Annotated in this window: 2 protein-coding genes and 1 pseudogene; all 3 read left to right on the top strand. The window is 61.8% G+C overall.

The window, feature by feature from the left end; translation table 11 throughout:
- Positions 1-321: transposase (locus F3J38_RS27715; protein ID WP_167144540.1), on the top strand; the 321-nt coding region annotated here is incomplete at its 5' end.
- A pseudogene (gene tnpB / locus F3J38_RS27710) lies at positions 318-665 on the top strand (IS66 family insertion sequence element accessory protein TnpB). The gene F3J38_RS27715 and the pseudogene tnpB, both read left to right, overlap by 4 nt.
- 19 nt (positions 666-684) lie before the next feature.
- Positions 685-1,070 (top strand): IS66 family transposase (locus F3J38_RS27705; protein WP_205298440.1); only part of this gene is annotated, 386 nt, incomplete at its 3' end.

Raw genomic sequence — 1,070 nt, 5'->3', positions numbered from 1 at the left:
ATGGCGGATTTAACCCTGCAGCCGGGCGCCTGTGTGGCGCAAATTGCACGTGAGCATGGCATCAACGATAACCTGCTCTTCAACTGGCGGAATCTGCATCGTCAGGGACTGCTGGACCCTGCCAGCAGGGCCACTCTCATTCCTGTCACCGTGGAGCCGCTTTCACCGCCGCCAAGGCACAACGGGGCCGTATCAGCAGAAACTACACCGGTCATCAGTTGTAAGCTGACACTGCCGGGCGGCAGCCTGAGCCTGACCGGGCCACTGACGCCGGAGCTGCTGCACGTACTGGTCAGTGAACTCAGGGAGGGTGAGGCATGATTAACTTTCCGGCGGGCTCGCGCATCTGGCTGGTCGCCGGTGTGACGGATATGCGCTGCAGCTTTAACGGGCTGGCAGCGAAAGTGCAGAACACGCTGCGTACTGACCCGTTCAGCGGGTACCTGTTTATCTTTCGCGGGCGACGGGGCGACATGATAAAGGTGCTGTGGGCTGACCGGGATGGACTGTGCCTGTTCACCAAACGGCTGGAATGCGGGCGCTTCGTGTGACCGGTAACCCGCGAAGGTAAAGTCCATCTGACGCCGGCGCAGCTGGGCATGTTGCTGGAGGGCATTAACTGGAAACATCCGCAGCGGACGGAACGCCCTGGTCTGCGCATCTGAACCGGAGTAATGTGGCTGCATGGAACGCTCACTCTCCAATGAAAATGCCCGGCTCCGGGCGCTGCTGGACATGCAGCTGCACACAATCCGCCAGATGGCGGAGTACAGCCGCCTGCTCTCACAGCGGGTGGCGGCCTACGCCAGCGAAATCAACCGGCTGAAAGCGCTGGTTGCTAAGCTGCAGCGCATGCAGTTCGGCAAAAGCTCCGAACAGCTGCGGGAGAAAACGGCACGGCAGGTGCGCGAAGCTGAAGAGCGCATCAGCGCTCTGCAGGAAGAGATGGCGGAAGTTCTGGGTGAGCAGCATGACCCGGTACTCCCGCAGGCGCTGCGCCAGTCGTCCGCCCGTAAACCGCTGTCGGCCACGCTTCCCCGCGAAACCCGCATTCTGCCGCCTGCCGAAAC

Origin of the sequence: Candidatus Pantoea formicae (assembly GCF_011752625.1) — a bacterium.
In the GTDB taxonomy this organism is placed as follows: Bacteria; Pseudomonadota; Gammaproteobacteria; order Enterobacterales; family Enterobacteriaceae; genus Pantoea; species Pantoea formicae.
The sequence above is the reverse complement of the archived record's forward strand: the minus strand, read 5'-3'. Positions and strand labels throughout refer to the sequence as shown.